The sequence below is a fragment of the Lentzea sp. NPDC037011 genome, from assembly GCF_055607425.1.
The window spans coordinates 210,402-227,928 of the sequence record NZ_JBVJRT010000008.1 but is presented as its reverse complement, the minus strand read 5'-3'; the positions used below and the strand labels follow the sequence as shown (position 1 = coordinate 227,928).

Here is a 17,527-nt window from a genome sequence, read left to right as displayed (position 1 = left end):
GTTTGAGTCTAAGAGACTCAAACTCGGATTGCAACGGCCGGGTGACCGGTGTGATCCGGACGACCTTCCCCTGTACGAGTGAGGCGGCTCATGGTGTCCCGCCGTCGGGACCACGGGTAACCGGTCCGGAACGGAAGGAGGAAACAGGTGCTGTTCGTGGTGCTCGGGTGTTCGGTGGTCTTCTCGTTGCTGGTGGTGGAGGTGGTGCACCGGCTGGTGCGGCGCTTCACCCACAGCGGGCGGATGTACCGTCCCGGGCAGGCGTTCGCGGCGGTGCTGGCCACTCAGATAAGCCTCAGCGTGTACCCGGTCGACGCGCCGGTCACGCAGCACGTCCTCGGCATAGCGCTGATCCTCGCCGGAGCGTGGTTGCTGGCCGCGCTCATCAGCACGCTCGTGGACGTGTCACTGGCGCGCATCCGCACGGACGTCACGGACAACCGGCACGCGCGGCGGGTGCACACGCAGGTCACGCTGGTGCGGCGGCTGGTGCTGGTGGTCATCGGCGTGCTGGCGGTCGGCGCGATCCTGATGACGTTCCCCGGTGCGCGGGCGGTCGGGTCGACGGTGCTCGCCTCGGCGGCGGTGATCGGTGCGGTCGCGGCGTTCTCGGCGCAGTCGTTGCTGGGCAACCTGATCTCGGGGCTGCAGATCGCGTTCAGCGACGCGGTGCGGCTCGACGACGTCGTGGTCGTCGAGGGCGAGTGGGGCCGGGTCGAGGACATCACGCTGACGTACGTGGTGCTGCACCTGTGGGACGACCGGCGGCTGGTGCTGCCGACCTCGTACTTCCTGAAGACGCCGTTCGAGAACTGGACGCGCACGCAGTCGGCGCTGCTCGGCACGGTGGAGCTGGACCTGGACTGGACGGTGCCGGTCGAGGCGATGCGGCACGAGCTGCGGTCCATGCTGGAGGGCAGCGACCTGTGGGACGGGCGGGTGTCCGTGCTGCAGGTGACGCAGGCGACGCAGGGGTTCGTGCGGGTCAGGGCACTGGTCAGCGCGGCGGACGCCGGCAAGCTGTGGGACCTGCGGTGTCTCGTGCGCGAGCACCTGGTCGACTGGGTGCAGCGCCAGCACGACGGCGCGTTGCCGCAGATCAGGACGCGCGCGGTCAGCACCGTCAGGCGGGTGCAGCCGCAGACCGACCAGCACACCGACGCGCGGGTGTTCGGCGAGAGCGCGGACGGGGCGCAGCGCGAGCAAGCGTTTGCGGGGCCCAAGTAGAGCGCATGTCGCGAACCACGTGCTGCTCACCGCGACCGCGGGAGGGTCGATCCACCACACTAGACCCATGAGAACCGGTGACCAGGTCGTGCAGGGCCTGCCGTGGCGGTGGCGTGCGCAGGGCACGATCTTCGTCATCGGCGGGCTCGGGTTCCTGTTCGACGCGTGGGACGTCACGCTCAACGCGTTCCTGATCCCGCTGGTCGGCGCCGAGTGGGGGCTGAGCCTCGGCCAGCGCGGCTGGGTCGGCACGGCGAACCTGATCGGCATGGCGGTCGGGGCGTTCGCGTGGGGCGCGATCGCGGACACCATCGGGCGCAAGAAGGCGTTCAGCCTCACGATCCTGATGTTCTCGGTGTTCACGGTCGCGGGCGCGGCGTCACCGGACTTCGTCACGTTCTGCGTGTTCCGGTTCCTGGCCGGCGTGGGGCTCGGCGGGTGCATCCCGGTCGACTACGCGCTGGTCGGCGAGTTCACGCCGGCGAAGGTGCGCGGGCGGGTGCTGGCGGCGATGGACGCGTTCTGGCCGCTCGGGGCGACGCTGTGCGGGCTGACCGCCGCCCACCTGGCCGGCCTGGGCAGCTGGCGGCTGCTGATGCTCACGATGGTGCTGCCGGCGCTGCTGCTGTTCTGGATCCGGCGCTCGGTGCCCGAGTCACCGATGTTCCTGGTCGCGAAGGGACGCACGCACGAGGCCAAGAAGGTCATCGACGACCTGGTCGCCAAGACCGGCGCACCGCACGAGGACTGGCGGCTGCCCGCGCCGCAGCAGCTGCAACGCCTCTCCCCCAGGGTGATGTTCGCGCAGCTCAAGGACATCTGGCGGTACGACCCGCGGCGCACGGCGGCGCTGTGGGTGCTGTTCCTCGCGGTGTTCCTGCTGTACTACGGCGCCGTCACGTGGCTGCCGAGCATCCTGAAGGCGCAGGGGTACGGCACGTACGCGGCGTTCATGGTCACGACGCTCACGGTGGCGGTGGGCATCGTGAGCGCGCTGGTCAGCGCATGGCTCGTGGACGTGTTCGGGCGCAAGTGGGTCATCGCGATCAGCGCGCCCCTCGCGGCGGTGGCGCTGGTGCTGTTCGCGGTGCAGCTCGACGTCGGCGGTGCCGCGAAGACGTGGATCACCGTGTACGGGGTGCTGATCCAGGTCACGATCCCCGCGCTGTACGCGTTCGCGCCGGAGCTCTACCCGACGCACCTGCGGGCCAGCGGGTTCGGCTGGGCGTCCACGGTCAGCCGGGTCGGGGCGGGTTTCGTGCCCGTCCTGTTCGGAGCGCTGCTGTGGCCGGTGCTGGGCCTGGCCTGGACTTTCGCGGTCATCGGCGCACTGGTGGTGGCGGCCGTGGTCGTGATGATGTTCGTGGTGCCCGAAACGCGGATGCAACCGCTCGCGGAGGCCGTTCCGTCCTAGGTTCATGAGAAGACTGCGGCTTGGGAGAAGACCGCTCGCCGTCGCGTTTTGCGCGCTGGCGCTCAGCAGCTGTGGTGCGAACGGGGCTCCAGCCGTTCCGATGGCGGAGGTGCCGACCGTGTCCTCAGCGAAGCCGGACCAGAACCGGATCGAGCAGGCGAAGCGCGACGGCCACCCCACCGTGCCACTGATGATCTCCGTGCAGCCGGGACGCGACGAGGAGGTCGAGCGGGCGCTGGTGGCGCTGGGCGCGGCCGTCGAGGCGCGCGATCCCAGGATCGGTTACCTGCGGGCCGAGATGCCGGTCGACAAGGTGGAGGACGCCTGCCGGGTCACCGGTGTGTCCAAAGTGGATGTGGACGAGCCGCTGCACAACCGGCTCCCGGAACCGTGAGAAGCCCCGGGATCACGTGGACCCCGGGGCTTCTGCGGTTTCTGGCTGGTGCTGTCCTGACTAGCTGACTGCCTGGACGATCACCGCGCCGCGGCCGACGACGTTCTCGTCCGCCGTGCGCACCTCGAGCTCACCGCGCAGGACGCGGCCGGCACCCGGCTGGCCCAGCGGGGTGATGACGCCCGTGGCGTTCCACGACGCACCGGCGGCGCGGTCGGCGTTGGCGTCGGTCACGCTGAGCGTGCCCAGCGCGGCCGAGGTGTAGACGTCGAAGTAGTCGTAGGCGGTGGTGCCCGCGGGCACCGCGTAGCCGTCGACCAGGACGATCCACGTACCGGCGGCCGGGTTGGCGATCGTCACCGACTCCTCGGAGTCCGCGTCGGCCGACTGACCGGCGAGGACGCAGCTGCCCGTCGTGCAGTTGTAGACGGACAGGTCGAGGTCGGCAGCCTGGTCGGCGGTGTTGCCGATCGTGGCGGTCAGCTTCGACGCGCCGGCACCGACGACGACCTGGTACTGCTGCGACGCGAGGTTCTCGATCGTCGGGCGGGCCGTCTTGGCGCTGCCGACCGCACCCGCCGCGAGCCGGCCGGTGAACGCGGCCTGCGTGTTCGTGACGGTGTAGCTGCGCTCCACCGGGGTGCCCGCCGCCGCCGAGGCGATGACGTCCGGGTTCGGGCTGATCGAGGTGCCGAGCACCGAGGCGGTCACCGAGTACGGCGCCACGTCGGCGTCGGAGGTGCGGCGCGCCTCGACGACGATCTCCCAGACACCGGCCATCGGGTTGGTGACCGTGCGGCTGGTCGGGGTACCACCGGCACAGCCGGCGCCCGCGTCCGGGTTGTAGCAGTTGGTCGAGGTGTTCGAGTCGGCACCGACGCCCTGCGGGGTGTAGCGCAGGAAGCGGACCTGGCCCTTGCCGGCCTCGGCGCCACCGGCGGCCATGTCGACCTTCAGCGCGGTCGTGCCCTTGGGGACGTCCACGAAGAGGCTGGTCGACTGGTTGCGCGCGATGGTGCCCGACTTGGTGACCGAGAACTTGTTGGCGGCGGTGAACTTCTGCGCCGCGAACACGGTGTTCAGGGTCTGCACGTCGACACCGGGGGTCTCGACGTCGTCGAGCTGCAGCACGGCGCTGTGCACGCCGGGCGTCTTCGCCTTGACCGTGACCGGGAACTGGACCGGGGTGTTCAGCGGCAGGAAGACCCAGCCGTCGGCGCGGAACGTGCCGTCGTCGCCCTTCCAGGTGACCCGCCAGCCCTCGACGTGGTCCTCACCGGTGGTGCGGGTCAGGGTGTACACGCGGGTGTACTCCTGGCCCACGGTCACGCCCTCGCGGTCGTGGATGCCGACACCGACGTTCGGGGTGGCCAGCAGGCCGCTCAGGACCGTGTTGACCGGGACCGAGACGTTCAGCTTGTTCGGCTTGGCGTGCTTGTCCAGCAGCGACCACGCGGCGTTCGTGTTGAACAGACCGGCGCCCTGCTCGTAGGCACCGAGGGTCTTCACGTAGTTCGCGCTGCGCTGGATCGCGTACCGCAGCTCGGCGCTGGTCGGACGCTCACCGTTGTGCTCGGCCTTGTACGCGCTCACGAGCAGCGCGGCGGCACCGGTCGCCTGCGGGGCGGCCATCGAGGTGCCGTTGAACATGGCGTAGCCGGGCGGGAGGGCGTAGGTGCCCGCCACGGGACCGGGGGCCTGCCAGCGCGGCGTGGTGGAGATCGCCGAGCCGGGCGCGATGATGTTCGGCTTGAAGCCGCCGTCCTCGGCGGGACCGCGCGACGAGAAGCCGTGCAGGCTCTGCTTCTGCTCGGTCTTCGAGCCGTAGTTGGAGAGCCAGGTCTCCTTGGTGATGTACGAACCGACGCTGACCGCGTCCGTCGCGACCGACGGGTCGCCGACCGTGTTCGCACCCGCACCCGAGTTGCCCGCCGAGATGAACAGCTGGACGTTGTACTCGTTGATGGTGCGGTTGTAGAGCTCGGCGCGGGCGTTGTTGCCGTCGTTGAGCGCCGGGAGGCCACCGATGGAGATGTTCACGACGTCGGCGCCGTTGCGCGCGGCGTAGAGGACACCGTCGATCAGGCCGGAGCTGGTGCAGGACGGCGTGGACAGGCAGGCCTTGATGGCCATCAGCTTCGCACCGGGTGCGGCACCGGCCATCTTGCCGTCGAACATCTTGTGCGCCGCGGTGATGCCGGCGACGTGGGTGCCGTGCGCGGCGCCCGCGATGCCCAGGTTCACGTACGGCGTGCCCTGGTTGTCGTAGACCGAGCGGTCGGTCTGCACGACGAACGCGACGCGGTCGACGACGTCGGTCGCGGGGTTGTCGGTGCCGAAGAAGCCGACGTCCTTCTTGACCTTGTAGTCGATCATGCGGGCGTTGTTGGTGAAGTTGCCGTCGCCGTCGGTGTCGACGAAGACTTCCTTCGTGGTGATGTCCTGGATGACACCGAACGAGTCGACGCGGTCGCCGTCGCGGTTGATGTCACCGCCGGTCTCGCTGTTGCTCAGGGAGAGGTCGCCCGCGGTCTCGCTGAAGAGGCCGAACGAGTAGGGGCCACCGGTCGCCGGAGCGGTCCACTCGCGGCCGCCCTCGGTGAACTTGCCGACGCGGCCGGTCTTGGTCATGGCGACCCAGGTGCCGTCACCGGAGTTGGTGGCGTTCGCGTTGTACCAGTCGATGATCTTGCGCTCACCGGTGCTGGTGGTCTGCAGCGCCGGGTTCTCCAGGTCGATGCCGGAGTCGATCACGGCGATCGTGGTGCCGCGGCCGTCCCACTTCGGGTGCGCGGTGGCGAACTGCGCCGCCTGCGTGTCCTGCGTCGGCATGTACGGGTTGGTGCGCGGGGTCTTCGCGTCCGGCGCCTTCTGCGGGGCCGGCTGCTCCATGCCCTGCGGACGCGGGTCGTCGAGCTGGATCAGCCCGTCGACGTCCACCGTGCTGACGGAGGCGAGCTTGGCGGCCTTCGCCGCGTTGTCACGCGGGATGGTGACCTTGACGTAGTCGACGTCCTTCTCGGTCTTCTGGACCGTGGCGCCGAGCGCCTTCAGGTCGTTGACCGCGGCGTCGGTCTTGCCCTTCTCGGCCGCGACCAGCAGGTCGACGGTGGCCTTGCCTTCGGCGGCTGCCTTGTCGACCAGCTCGCGGTCGACCTTGTCGAGCTGCTTGGGAGCCTCGTTCGCGGGGTTCTGCTGCTGCGCGGTGGCAGCGGGGGTGGCGGCGAAGCCGAGCCCGGCAGTGCCCAGCACCGCGGTCAACAAGACCGTTCCGGTGCGGCGTCTCCAGTTCTTCACGGCGCGTGTGCCCTTCGTGGGGTAAAGAGTGTGTGGAAGCACATCTCTTCCCACGACGAGTGGCAATAGGTTCAACGGAGCATTGCCGAGTTCCACATTGGACTGTTCAGCCGCTTGAAAAGGCGCGCTTGAAGTGCTGCGCGTTTCTTCTTCGCAGTGGAACGAGCAGGCGCCTTCCAGTCAAGGGCTGATGGAGGGGAATGTCAAGAGGTGTGTCAACGGTGAACGTGCTTGCGGCGTAACGGCATCCCCGTCCAGAGCGATGTTATTTCCGAGAAATCGCGCGGCGCAGCCGGGTCCACAGCCGCGCCTGTTTTTGCGCTTTCGGCTGCGCGCCGCACGCGGTGCAGGTTTCCCGGTGCTGCGCCAACGCCTGCTGGAGCTCGGCGACCTGCTTCAGGGTCCGCGCGGGCACGACGTCCTTCTTGACCGAGAGCAGCGAGAGCTCGGTCAGCGGCCGCTTCCTGCCCGCCGCGTGCACGGCCGGCGCGATGGCGTGGAACACGATCAGGCTGCGCCTGCGGTCGGGCTCGATGGCCCGCACGTCGCACCACTGGATGGCGCCGGTGTGGTCGAGGCTGGTCGACTCGATGGCGTCGGGGGTGAGCTTCGTGCCCAGCCGGAAGCTGCGCCACGCGACGGTCGCGCCCATCAGGAACCACAGGCCGCCGAAGAGGTAGCCGTACCAGGGGCCACCCGCGGCCGCGACCGGTCCGGCAGCGGCGACCGCGGCGCCGAGCCCGAAGAGAACCCATCTCCACCTGGTGTGCATCTCCCCTCCAGGTGTACCGGATTCGTCCCGTTCCGACGAACGCGACCGGGTCGTTCGACACGACTGACGGCTGATCAGGCGCTACCTTGCGCCCATGGACCTCACGCCGGTCGCCGACGAGCTCTACGGGCTGACCCCGAAGGAGTTCACCGCGGCGAGGAACGCCGCGGCCAAGCAGGCGGACGACCAGGACCTGGCCAAGGCCATCTCCGAGCTGCGCAAGCCGACGGTGGGCGCGTGGGCGGTCAACCGGCTCGTGCGGGACGCGCCGCCGGGCCTTCAAGAGGCGCTGGGGCTGTCCACGGCCCAGCTGACCATGCGGGAGCTGGGGCACAAGCGCAAGGAGCTCCTGGAGGCGCTGGTCTACCGCACGCTGGAGCTGACCGGGCCGATCACCGACGACGCGGTCACGCAGGTGCGCAACACGCTGACCGCGGCGATGTCGGACCCCGAGTCGGCGGAGCTGGTGCGCGCGGGGCACCTGACCAGGGGCCTGGAGTACTCGGGGTTCGGGTTCGCCCCGCCGGTGCCCGAACCCGCCGGGGACGACGGTGAGGACGCGCTGGCCCGCAAGCGGCGGGAACGGCAGGAGCGCAAGCGGGCCGAGGCGCAGCAGGCGTTGGACGAGGCGGAGCAGGCGCTCGGGGAGGCGCAGGCCGACCAGCTGGCGGCCCAGCGGGCGTTCGACCGGGCCGCCGAGCGGCTGGAGGACGCCAAACGGGTCACGGCGGCGGCGGAGAAGGCGCGGAAGGCGGCGGAGAAGCGCCTGGGTGACCTGTCGTAGAGCGGTCCAGCGGGCCCCACTCCGGGGAGCGCTGGGCCGCGACGAGGTCCTCGCAGGTGTTCAGCAGGTCGTCGTCGACCCACGCCAGCGGTGTCACGCAGCGGACCAGCGGCTCGTTGTCGGGACCCCGGCCCACCTCCTCGCCGCGCAGCACCCAGGCGCGCACGTCGGGCCCGCGCAGGTCGCGCAGGTGGCGGTAGTCGTACAGGCGGCGGGCCACCCACAGCTCGCGCGAGCGGTCGTCCCACCAGGGTTCGACGTGCAGCGGGCTCGCGGACAGGCCGGGCAGCTCCACGCCGGTCAGCGAGTCGCGGGACGTGGCTGCGGAGTCGGCGGCCGGTCCCTTCGACCAGCGCACGTAGACGTCGTCGCCGAGCAGGGCGACCAGCTCGGCGAGTTCCGTGATCGTCGGAAGCTCATCGGTCACACCTGCTCACGTACCCGGGAAAAGCCGACCTAGGCGTGCGTTCCTGAAGAGAACCTGAAGGATTTGAGCCCGGTCACATCGAAAGCCGACCGGAACACGGGCCGCCGGTTGTACGTTCAACAATGTGGTTGGCCGCGGACGCTCGAGTCCGCGCCAGGGCGATCCGGCACCCCCAGGCCGGAAAAGCCCTTCCGCAGGCGTTGTGCACTCGCGCCGCGGTCAACCCGCCGTCGACCGGCACACCGGAAACCCCCCTCACCGGTGGTGGCGGTCGGCGGCACCGGAAAGTGCGGTGCCCATTCCCCCCAGGGCACCGCACTTCACAAACTCGCCGATGCGGTCGCAGCCCCTCCGCAGAAAGTGAACTTGATTCAGGTCTCGTGGCCCACCAGCGGTGGATCTAGACTCACCCGATGGCACATGACGCGGATGTCATCGTCGTCGGCGCGGGCCTCGCAGGTCTCGTCGCGACAGCGGAGCTCGCCGACGCGGGGCGCAGGGTCATCCTGCTCGACCAGGAGCCGGAGGCGTCGATCGGCGGTCAGGCGTGGTGGTCGTTCGGCGGGTTGTTCCTGGTGGACACGCCCGAGCAGCGCCGGTTGCGGGTCAAGGACTCGTACGACCTCGCACTGCAGGACTGGATGGGCTCTGCGGCGTTCGACCGGGACAGCGACCACTGGCCGCGGCTGTGGGCGCAGGCCTATGTGGACTTCGCCGCCGGCGAGAAGCGCCCGTGGCTGCACAACATGGGGGTGCGCTGGTTCCCGTTCGTGCAGTGGGCCGAACGCGGCGGCTACCTGGCGAACGGGCACGGCAACTCGGTGCCGCGCTTCCACGTGACGTGGGGCACCGGGCCGGGCGTGGTGGAGCCGTTCGAGCGCCGGGTGCGCGAGGGTGTCGCCAAGGGGCTCGTGACGCTCCGGTTCCGGCACCGGGTCACCGCGCTCAACGTCACGAACGGCGTGTGCGACGGCGTGTCCGGCGAGGTGCTGGAGCCGTCGTCGGTGGAGCGCTCCCAGCCGTCGTCGCGGACGGTCGCCGGAGACTTCTCGCTGAGCGCCCAGGCCGTCGTCGTCACGTCCGGCGGCATCGGCGGCAACCACGACCTGGTGCGCCGCAACTGGCCCGAGCGGATGGGCACGCCGCCGGAGTTCATGCTCGCGGGTGTGCCGGACTTCGTGGACGGGCACATGCTGGAGATCACCCAGAAGGCCGGCGGCGCGATCATCAACGCCGACCGCATGTGGCACTACCCCGAGGGCATCGCGAACTACGCCCCGGTGTGGTCGAACCACGGCATCCGCATCCTGCCCGGCCCGTCGCCGCTGTGGCTCGACGCGGACGGCAACCGGTTGCCGATCCCGCTGTTCCCCGGTTTCGACGCGCTGGGTGCGTTGCAGCACATCACCTCGAACGGCCACGGGCACTCGTGGTTCGTGCTGAACAAGAGGATCATCGGCAAGGAGTTCGCGCTCTCGGGCTCCGAGCAGAACCCCGACCTCACCGGCAAGGACACCCGCGCCGTGCTCAAGCGCGCGCTGCCGGGTGCGGTGGCGCCGGTCGAGGAGTTCGCCAAGCGCTCCAAGGAGTTCATCCAGGCCCGCACGGTCGCGGACCTCGCCCGCGGCATGAACGCGCTCACCGGCGACACGCGCATCGACGCGGCGGCGCTGGAGAAGATCATCGTCGAGCGCGACCGGCAGGTCACCTCGGGCCTGGGCAAGGACATGCAGGTCAACGCGATCCGCGAGTCCCGGCACTTCCTGACCGACAAGCTGATCCGCGTCGTCGAACCGCACCGGCTGCTGGACCCGAAGGCGGGCCCGCTGATCGCCGTGCGGCTGTCGGTGATCACCCGCAAGACGCTGGGCGGCCTGCACACCGACCTGTCCTCGCGGGTGCTCGACAACGACGGCCGGCCGTTGCCCGGCCTGTACGCGGCGGGCGAGGCGGCCGGGTTCGGCGGTGGTGGCGTGCACGGGTACCGGGCGCTGGAGGGCACGTTCCTCGGCGGCTGCCTGTTCTCCGGGCGGGTCGCCGGACGCGCCGCCGCTGACGCGGTTTCCTAGGAAGGGCAAGGGGCTCCCGCGTGGTGGACGCGGGTTGACGGTCCCCCGGCTTGCGGCTGTGCTGGAGGCATGACGCAGATCGGTGTTCTGGTCGGCAACCCGCGGCCCGCCTCGCGCACCCTGCAGGCGGCGCTCGCCCTGCGCGAGGCCATCGCGGCGGCACTGGGCGTGCCCGGCGACGGGCCGGTGGTGGACGCGGCGACGATCGCCGCCGACGTGTTCACCCGGCCGGAGACCGTCAAGGCGGCGCTGGCGGCGCTGGGTGCGGCCGAGGTGCTCGTGGTGGCGACCCCGACCTACAAGGCCGCCTACACCGGCCTGCTGAAAGCGGTGCTGGACCAGGCACCACCGGGGTGGTTGAGCGGCAAGGTCGTGGTGCCGCTGCAGATCGCGGCCGCGGACAAGCACGCGCTGGCCGTGGAGGTGCACCTGCGGCCGGTGCTGACCGAGCTCGGGGCCGTGGTGCCGCAGGCGTTGTTCCTGAACGAGAGCGCGCTCCCCGCACACGCCACCGACTTCGCGCTGCACGCCGGTGTCCTGAAGGCGCTGGTCCGGTGAAGGACCAGCTGCGCACCGCCCTGCGCCACCACGCCCAGGCCGTCACCATCGTCACCGCCACCGGCCAGGACGGCCCGGTGGGCACGACCGTCAGCTCGTTCACCTCGGTGTCCTTCGAACCACCGCTCGTGGTGGTGTGGATCGGCGAGGGCGCGTCGGTGTGGCCGGTGCTGCGGACGGCACCGCTGTTCGCCGTGCACCTGCTGGGCACGGCGCAGACGGGCCTCGCGGACCTGTTCGCCACCAAGGGGGTCGACCGGTTCGGCGCCGGCACCCGCTGGGAGTCCGACGCCGACGGGGTGCCGCACCTGCTGGACGCGCCGGTGCGGCTGCGGTGCCGGACGGTGCGGCGGATCGCGGTCGGCGACCACGTCGCGCTGGTCGGGGAACCGCTGGACATCACGCACTCCGACCTCGCGGCGCCCCTGGTGAGGCACCAGGGGCGCTACACCTCAGTGGCCTGACCCCTCGCCCAGCTGCCGCAGGACCGCCCTGGCCATCGCGTCGTTCTGGCGGAAGGCCGGGGCGTTCGTCTGCGGCCGGGAGAACGCGGCGAACGCCTTCCCGGTCGTGTACGGGCCGACGGCGAAGCGGACCGGGTCCTCCTCGCCGCGCTCGTTGACCAACCGGCCCTCCGCTGACACGCGCACCTGCCCGGCCGTGTCCTCGGAGACGTCGCCGACCGCCCGCAACGACTTCAGCACCGGGTCCGCCGTGCGCGACAGGACGTGCGCGGGCAGGCGGGCCTCGACCAACCCGTTGGCGCGCACGACCTCCGGGGTGGTGGCGCTGCCCGCGAGGAACGCGCCGTCGACCGCCTCGACCCACATGTCCGCGCCGAGGAAGCGCACGACCCCCGCCCGCGACAGGGCGAGCAGCTCCTCCAGGCGGTCCGGTGGCGGACCGGACGCGAGGTAGCTGAAGTAGCCGTGCCACCAGCCGTCGGTCTCGCGCAGCCGCACCTCCGGCAGCTGGCCGTAGACCGACAGCAGTGCGAGGAACGCGCCCAGGTCGGCGCTGTGCCGCGGGTCCGACCGGCGGGCGACGTCGGCGGCTATGTACGCGCGCAGGTGCTCCTGGAACTCCTCGCCGGTCTCGAACGTGCGGCCGTCCAGCGGGCGGTCCAGGCGTTCGAAGTCGATGCGGTCGGCCGGGTCGGGAACGGCGCGGGCTTCCAGCGCGCGCATCTCCCCGCTGTACCAGGGCACCGCGGCGAACGCGGCGGTGAACTCGGCGAACGGCACCCGCACCCGGTCGGGGTGGCCGGTGAACAGCTCGTGGTAGTGGCCCCAGGCGACCTCCTTGACGATCAACGGCCACACGTCGGCGCGGAAGTCCCAGCGGTGGCCCCGCAGGGCCTCCGCGGTGAAGAAGCGCGGCAGCACCGGGCGTTCGCCCTGCAACCGGTAGCCGGTCTTCGAGTGGTACGGCACCCCGCGCCGCGAACCGACGAACAGCCGCGGCTCGGAACCCGATGGCACGTAACGCATGTCGGCACCGGAGCCTTCGAACCGGCCGCCGCGGCCCTGGGTCAGCAGCACCATCAGGTCGATGAACGCCAGCCCGAAGCCGCGCAGCACCACGTCGCCGGTCACCTGCGAGAGGTCCGCGTCCGCCGAGTAGAGCGGCGGCACGTAGACCAGGCCGTGCGCGGCGGCGTGGTCGGCGAGCTTGCGGTGTTCCGGCTCCGGTTCGGCGTCGAGGTGGCCGAGGGCCAGCACCAGCACGTCGGCGACCAGCGAGGTGCCGTCGTCGAGGTGCACCCGGTTGCCGACGGCCTTCACCGCGCGCGCCCGGTGCACCCGCACGGTGACGTTCGGCGGCATCGAGGAGACGACGTGCTCGAAGAACCACTCCAGGTACCCGCTCTGCACCTGCCGCGACGGGAACGACGTCGGGTCGACGTCACCCCACTGCGCCAGCGACGGGCCTTCGCGCACCGGGCCGAGACCGGTGAAGCTGGAGTCGGTGAACACCGTGACGTCCTCGGCCATGGAGTTCATGCGCAGCAACGGTGACTGCGCGTGCCGCCACACCCGGCCGGCGCCGGCGGGGAACGGGTCGACGACGTGCACGACCAGGTCCAGCGCCGGTGCCAGCGCGGCGATGCGTTCCAGCAGCCCGGCCGCGCGCGGGCCGCCGCCGATGACGACGAGGTCAGAGGACACGGGCCAGGAACTCCCTCGTGCGCGGGTGCGACGGTGCCACCAGCACGGTCGACGGCGGGCCCGACTCGACGACCTGCCCCGCGTCCAGGAACACCACGGTGTCGGCGACCTCGCGGGCGAAGCCGATCTCGTGCGTCACCACGACCATCGTCTGACCGGCCGCGGCGAGGTCGCGCAGCACGTCCAGCACCTCGCCGACCAGCTCCGGGTCGAGCGCGGAGGTCGGTTCGTCGAAGAGCAGGACCTTGGGCTCCATCGCGAGGGCGCGGGCGATGGCGATCCGCTGCTGCTGCCCGCCGGACAGCTCCGACGGGTACGCGCCCTCGCGCCCGGCCAGGCCGACGCGGGCGATCAGCGCGCGACCCCGTTGCAGCGCAACGTCCTTCGGCACGCCGAGCACCCCGATCGGCGCCTCGGCCACGTTCTCCAGCGCCGTCAGGTGGCCGAACAGGTTGAAGTTCTGGAACACGAACCCGATCGCGGCGCGCTGCCGCTGCACCACCCGGTCCGGCAGCTCGTGCAGCTTGCCGCGGTGGCGCCGGTAGCCGATCAGCTCGCCGTCGATCTCCACCTCGCCCGCGTCGAGCCGCTCCAGGTGGTTCAGCACCCGCAGCAACGTGGACTTGCCCGACCCGGACGGCCCGATCACGCACGTCACGGACCCGGCGGGCACCGACAGGTCGACCCCGCGCAGCACCTCGGTGGTGCCGAACGACTTGCGCACGTCCCTGATCTCGATCACGACCGCACTCCTCGCGCGAAGTACCGCTCGACGTGGTGCTGCGCGAGGCTGAGCAGGCTGGTGACGATCACGTACCAGACCGTGGCGACGACGAGCAGCGGGATGACCTCGTAGGTGCGGGCGTAGATCAGCTGCACCGAGTGCAGCAGGTCCTGCACGGCCAGCACGGACACGATCGACGTGCCCTTCAGCGTGCCGATCAGCAGGTTGCCCGCGGCCGGCACGATGGCGCGCATCGCCTGCGGCAGCACGATCCTGCGCAGGACGCGGACCCGGCCGAAGCCCAGCGCCCGCGCGGCCTCGACCTGACCGGCGTCGACCGACAGGATGCCGCCGCGCACGATCTCCGCCGCGTAGGCCGCCTCGTGCAGCGTGAGGCCGATCACCGCGGCGAGCAGCGGGCTGATCCCGGCGCCGAAGTTGAACCAGAACAGCAGCTGCACGATCAGCGGCACGGACCGGAAGAGCCAGACGTACCCCCACCCCAGCGCGGACAGCACCGGGTTGCCGGACAGCCGGAACGTCGCCAGCACGACACCGAGCAGGAAGCCGAGCACCAGCGTGACCGCGGTCAGCCACAGCGTGGTGACCAGACCGTCGACCACGGCGGTCGCGGTGAAGTAGCGCGCGACGACACCCCAGTCGAGGCCGGTGGCGGCGGCGTGCACGAGCCAGCCGACCGCGGCCAGCGCGAGCACCGCGGTGACCACCCGGCCCGGCTTGCGCGCGGGGACGATCTCAGCAACGGGACGCGTGCGCACGTCCCCCAGGACGCTCATGGGCGGAGTCTTTCCGTTGAAGGGCAACAGGAAGCAAGCCGCGCCCCTCAACGCGAACACCACCACGGTACCCCGCGTGTGCAAGCAGATCCCGCTCTGTGGACGTCGTTGACCGCTCCTGCCGCCGGTGTTGCACTCGAAAGGCGTTCCCCTCAACGCGCTTCCGCCACCCACCCACCACGATCTGGGGATCCGCCATGCCAGTCGAGTTTCTCGGGATCGCCGCGACCAACAACGGCTCGGAGACGACGCCGCGGTCCGGCGGTGCGTTCGACAAGGACTACACGATCAGGCTCGCTCGCGCGCACGAGGACCACGGCTGGGACCGGGTGCTGTTCGCCTACGGCTCCGGTGCCCCGGAACCCGCGTCCGCCGCCGCGTACCTGGCGAGCAAGCTCGACCGGCTGGAGATCCTGCTGGCGCACCGGCCGAACGTGTCGTACCCGACGTTCGCCGCCAAGACGTTCGCGACGCTCGACCAGATCAGCGACGGCCGGCTGACCGTGCACTTCATCACCGGCGGCACCGACCACGAGCAGCAGCGCGAGGGCGACTACCTGACCAAGGACGAGCGCTACGGCCGCACCCGGGAGTACATCCAGATCGTGAAGAAGGCCTGGACGTCCCGCGAGGCGTTCGACCACGAGGGGGAGCACTACCGGTTCGCGGACTTCGTGAGCGACGTCTTCCCGGTGCAGCAACCACGTCCGAACGTCTCGTTCGGCGGCTCCTCCCCCGCCGCGTACGCCGCCGGTGGCGCGGAGGCGGACATCTTCTGCCTGTGGGGCGAGCCGCTCGCCGACACCGCGCAGCAGATCGAGGCGGTCAAGCAGGCGGCGAAGGAGGCGGGCCGCACCGACGTGCCGCGCATCCAGGTCGCGTTCCGGCCGATCATCGCCCCGACCGAGGAGCTGGCCTGGGAGAAGGCGCACCGCACGGTCGACCGGATCGAGGCGCGCAAGGCCACCGGCCCGCTCAGCCGCAGGCACTCGCTGACCAGCCCGGAGAACACCGGCTCGCAACGGCTCCTGGCGGTGGCGGACCGCGGTGAGCGCTTCGACCGTGCACTGTGGACACCCACGGCGCGGGCGACCGGCGGAGCGGGCAACTCCAACGCGCTGGTCGGCACGCCGGAGACGGTGGCGCAGGCGCTGCTGGACTACTACGACCTGGGCGTGGACATCCTGTCCGCCCGCGGCTACGACCTGCTCGACGACGCCATCGACTTCGGCCGGTACGTGATCCCGCTGGTGCGGGAGGAGGTCGCCAAGCGGGACCGGGCCCGCGCCGCATGACCACCCTCGAAGTGCGCCGCGTCCGGCAGTGGGACGCGGACGCGGCGCCGTTGGTGGCCGGCCTCACCGAGGAGTACACGACCCGCTACGGCGACTCCGGTGCGCGTGAGATGAAACGGGCCGCGCACGTCTTCGAGCCGCCGCACGGGCAGTTCCTGCTGCTCGTCGAGGCAGGTGAGGCGGTGGCGGGTGGTGCGTTCATGCGGTTCGACGACGAGACCGCCGAGCTCAAGCGCATCTGGACGCACGCGCTGCACCGCAGGCGCGGGCTCGCGCGGCGGGTGCTGGTGGAGCTGGAGGGCGAGGCGGTGGCGTTCGGCTACCGGCGCATCTTCCTGACCACCGGGCCGCGGCAGCCCGAGGCCAAGCACCTCTACCTGGCGACGGGGTACACGCCGCTCTTCGACGTGACCGCCGACCCGCTGACCCTCGACCACCTGGCTTTCGAGAAACACCTGGGGTGACCGTGCACCGCTCAAGACTCGTCCTGCTCACCGGTCTGCTCGCGCTGACCGCCGCGTGCGGGCAACCGCAGGCGGCACCGGAGCCCGGCATCGCGAGCGGGGTGGCGAAGGACGCCGAGCTCGCGAAGCTCGTGCCGCAACGCCTCAACGGCAAGCTGCGGATCGCCTCCAGCATCGGCGGCACGCCGCCCAGCGCGTTCTACGCCGATGACGGCAAGACCGCGCAGGGCGTGGACATCGACGTCGCCGACGCCGCCGCGAAGCTGCTCGGCCTGGAGGTCGAGCGCCAGGCCGCGTCGTTCGAGGCGATCCTGCCCGCGCTGACCAGCGGCAAGTACGACGCGGGCACCGGCAACTTCGGCGTGACCGAGGAGCGCAAGAAGACGATCGACTTCGTCACCTACGTCAACGACGGGCAGGGCTTCGCGGCGCGCAAGGACAGTGCGCTGCAGGACGTAAAGAAGCTCGACCAGCTGTGCGGGCTGAAGATCGGCACCGGCACCGGCACGACGTTCCAGACCACCCTGGAGCGCAACAGGAAGGTCTGCGCGGACGCCGGCAAGCCCGCCTACGAGGTGCAGGTGTTCTCCGACACCGGCGCCACGCAGCTCGCGCTCAAGCAGGGCCACGTGGACGTGATCATGAGCACCATCAACGGGCTGCGCCACCTCACCGCGAACCAGCCGGACTTCCGGTTCCTCGGCGAGTTCCGCAGGCTCGACGTCGGTTTCGCGCTGCCCAAGGGCTCCGACCTGGCGCCCGCGTTGCGGCAGGCGGTCGACCGGCTGATCTCCGACGGCACCTACCAGCGCATCCTGCGGCGGTGGGGCGTCGAGCCGTCGGCGATCCCGCGGTCAGAGCTCAATCCCGCCGAACACACCTGATCGGGCGATGGCGGATCGGCGGTGGACACGGACAGCGGCGGCGCGGCGGTAGGACCCGGACGCGCTTGAAGTGCACGCGGGGAGCTTTCGTGCGCCAGGAGCGCACGAAAGGGCCCCGCGTGCGGTCCGAAATGCACAGCAGCCGATTTTCAACAGCCCGGAAGAGTGAAATTGTGGCGCTCGGACCGAATCTCCCGGTTCGGTTGGACAGGTTCCAAGTGATCAGTAAGCTTGAGCGTTGGACCCACGCCCG

At 70.8% G+C, this 17,527-nt stretch carries 16 protein-coding genes; 10 read left to right on the top strand and 6 right to left on the bottom strand.

Annotation, left to right across the window (positions count from 1 at the left end):
• Positions 1-147 precede the first annotated feature (147 nt).
• From ACZ7CH_RS25865 to ACZ7CH_RS25855, 3 genes are all read left to right on the top strand, one after another.
• Positions 148-1,227: a mechanosensitive ion channel family protein gene (locus ACZ7CH_RS25865; protein ID WP_360395322.1), complete on the top strand. Its 1,080-nt coding sequence runs from the start codon at positions 148-150 to the stop codon at positions 1,225-1,227.
• Positions 1,228-1,294: 67 nt separating this feature from the next.
• Entirely contained in the window at positions 1,295-2,641 is a 1,347-nt protein-coding gene (locus ACZ7CH_RS25860) for an MFS transporter (protein ID WP_360395320.1), read from the top strand.
• 118 nt (positions 2,642-2,759) lie between these two features.
• The gene (locus ACZ7CH_RS25855) at positions 2,760-3,035 is read left to right on the top strand and encodes a hypothetical protein (protein ID WP_470375120.1); all 276 of its coding nucleotides are present in this window, start codon (positions 2,760-2,762) and stop codon (positions 3,033-3,035) included.
• A 60-nt stretch (positions 3,036-3,095) separates the two neighbouring features.
• Here ACZ7CH_RS25855 and ACZ7CH_RS25850 read toward each other — a convergent pair whose 3' ends face one another.
• Both ACZ7CH_RS25850 and ACZ7CH_RS25845 read right to left on the bottom strand, forming a co-directional pair.
• The gene (locus ACZ7CH_RS25850) at positions 3,096-6,332 is read right to left on the bottom strand and encodes a S8 family serine peptidase (RefSeq protein ID WP_458430419.1); all 3,237 of its coding nucleotides are present in this window, start codon (positions 6,330-6,332) and stop codon (positions 3,096-3,098) included.
• Between the two features lie 265 nt (positions 6,333-6,597).
• Positions 6,598-7,104, bottom strand: a complete 507-nt coding sequence (locus ACZ7CH_RS25845; protein WP_470375119.1) for a hypothetical protein — start codon at positions 7,102-7,104, stop codon at positions 6,598-6,600.
• A gap of 94 nt (positions 7,105-7,198) precedes the next feature.
• Between ACZ7CH_RS25845 and ACZ7CH_RS25840 the strand changes: the two genes are divergently transcribed.
• Positions 7,199-7,888: a hypothetical protein gene (locus ACZ7CH_RS25840; RefSeq protein ID WP_470375118.1), complete on the top strand. Its 690-nt coding sequence runs from the start codon at positions 7,199-7,201 to the stop codon at positions 7,886-7,888.
• Here ACZ7CH_RS25840 and ACZ7CH_RS25835 read toward each other — a convergent pair.
• On the bottom strand, positions 7,827-8,315 hold the full coding sequence (locus tag ACZ7CH_RS25835) for a DUF6098 family protein (protein WP_360395310.1): 489 nt from the start codon (positions 8,313-8,315) through the stop codon (positions 7,827-7,829). The two genes, ACZ7CH_RS25840 and ACZ7CH_RS25835, sit on opposite strands and share 62 nt — an antisense overlap.
• Positions 8,316-8,728: 413 nt before the next feature.
• Here ACZ7CH_RS25835 and ACZ7CH_RS25830 point away from each other — a divergent pair, with 413 nt between their 5' ends.
• From ACZ7CH_RS25830 to ACZ7CH_RS25820, 3 genes are all read left to right on the top strand, one after another.
• A complete protein-coding gene (locus tag ACZ7CH_RS25830; protein ID WP_458430418.1) occupies positions 8,729-10,384 on the top strand; it encodes an FAD-binding dehydrogenase in 1,656 nt (551 codons plus the stop codon).
• Between the two features lie 69 nt (positions 10,385-10,453).
• Entirely contained in the window at positions 10,454-10,942 is a 489-nt protein-coding gene (locus ACZ7CH_RS25825; RefSeq protein WP_360395306.1) for an NADPH-dependent FMN reductase, read from the top strand.
• Positions 10,939-11,406 carry a flavin reductase family protein gene (locus ACZ7CH_RS25820; RefSeq protein WP_360395304.1) on the top strand — a complete coding sequence of 156 codons (468 nt, stop codon included), beginning with the start codon at positions 10,939-10,941 and terminating at the stop codon, positions 11,404-11,406. The genes ACZ7CH_RS25825 and ACZ7CH_RS25820 overlap by 4 nt, the downstream gene beginning before the upstream one ends.
• On the opposite strand, the gene ACZ7CH_RS25815 is transcribed toward ACZ7CH_RS25820, so the two are convergent.
• Genes ACZ7CH_RS25815 through ACZ7CH_RS25805 form a run of 3 tightly spaced genes read right to left on the bottom strand, consistent with a single transcriptional unit; the run spans position 11,395 to position 14,631 of the window.
• Positions 11,395-13,110 carry an FAD/NAD(P)-binding protein gene (locus ACZ7CH_RS25815; protein ID WP_470375117.1) on the bottom strand — a complete coding sequence of 572 codons (1,716 nt, stop codon included), beginning with the start codon at positions 13,108-13,110 and terminating at the stop codon, positions 11,395-11,397. The two genes, ACZ7CH_RS25820 and ACZ7CH_RS25815, sit on opposite strands and share 12 nt — an antisense overlap.
• A complete protein-coding gene (locus tag ACZ7CH_RS25810; RefSeq protein ID WP_470375116.1) occupies positions 13,100-13,852 on the bottom strand; it encodes an amino acid ABC transporter ATP-binding protein in 753 nt (250 codons plus the stop codon). The genes ACZ7CH_RS25815 and ACZ7CH_RS25810 overlap by 11 nt, the downstream gene beginning before the upstream one ends.
• On the bottom strand, positions 13,849-14,631 hold the full coding sequence (locus tag ACZ7CH_RS25805; protein WP_360395298.1) for an amino acid ABC transporter permease: 783 nt from the start codon (positions 14,629-14,631) through the stop codon (positions 13,849-13,851). Before ACZ7CH_RS25805 ends, ACZ7CH_RS25810 begins: the two co-directional genes overlap by 4 nt.
• Positions 14,632-14,828: 197 nt before the next feature.
• On the opposite strand from ACZ7CH_RS25805, the gene ACZ7CH_RS25800 reads away from it, so the two are divergent.
• The 3 genes from ACZ7CH_RS25800 to ACZ7CH_RS25790 are packed head-to-tail and all read left to right on the top strand — an operon-like array spanning position 14,829 to position 17,274.
• Positions 14,829-15,926, top strand: coding sequence for an LLM class flavin-dependent oxidoreductase (locus ACZ7CH_RS25800; RefSeq protein ID WP_360395296.1), 1,098 nt, complete (start codon positions 14,829-14,831; stop codon positions 15,924-15,926).
• Entirely contained in the window at positions 15,923-16,390 is a 468-nt protein-coding gene (locus tag ACZ7CH_RS25795; RefSeq protein WP_470375115.1) for a GNAT family N-acetyltransferase, read from the top strand. The genes ACZ7CH_RS25800 and ACZ7CH_RS25795 overlap by 4 nt, the downstream gene beginning before the upstream one ends.
• A gap of 2 nt (positions 16,391-16,392) precedes the next feature.
• On the top strand, positions 16,393-17,274 hold the full coding sequence (locus tag ACZ7CH_RS25790) for an ABC transporter substrate-binding protein (RefSeq protein WP_470375114.1): 882 nt from the start codon (positions 16,393-16,395) through the stop codon (positions 17,272-17,274).
• Positions 17,275-17,527: the final 253 nt, after the last annotated feature.